The 563-nt window shown below is 33.0% G+C and carries 1 protein-coding gene; it reads left to right on the forward strand.

Annotation, left to right across the window (positions count from 1 at the left end; translation table 11 throughout):
* Positions 1-416, forward strand: a 416-nt coding sequence (locus tag E0D98_RS25575; protein ID WP_205713038.1) for a type III secretion apparatus protein OrgA/MxiK, incomplete at its 5' end; no start/stop codon positions are given.
* Positions 417-563: the final 147 nt, after the last annotated feature.

The following is a 563-nucleotide window of genomic DNA, read 5'->3' on the forward strand; positions in this document are numbered from 1 at the left end:
GTTCACTTATTTACTACATAAACAATTGGAATTTATTTCCATTGTTCTGTTTATTCAGTGGTTATCACTTTTATCGAGAAAGGTTTGCAGAACGCGGATTTTTTTATAAGGTTCCTGCTGTGCTAAGGGATTATTTATCAGCTATACCGGTGAAAATAAATGAAAAGGCACGATACAAACCCGGCATCGCTAGCTATCACAATATCATCACATGTGGTTTTTCAACGTTGTCACCCTATATAAGGCAACAACCATTGGCAATGCAGCAACGATTTAATTTATTATTTCCTGATTTTGTTGATCACATACAATTGCCGTTACCACTTGCATCAACTCTTTTAGAGATAATTACATTTTATGCGAAAAAAAATAGAGATGAGCTTGATAAAATCTCCTGCAAATGGTGTTGTGATTAAAAGAAAAATTTCTGATGGATTGAAATAAATAGTTTCTCTTAAAGAAAGTATCCTTCTTGAAACCAGCGCAAAAATTCAGAGCATTGAGGTAAAGAGAGAAGAAAAATTTATTCAAGGTTATTATGATGGCTATACAAAAGGCATTAT

This window comes from Escherichia sp. KCJ4928 (assembly GCF_004352695.1).
GTDB lineage: Bacteria > Pseudomonadota > Gammaproteobacteria > Enterobacterales > Enterobacteriaceae > ECMA0423.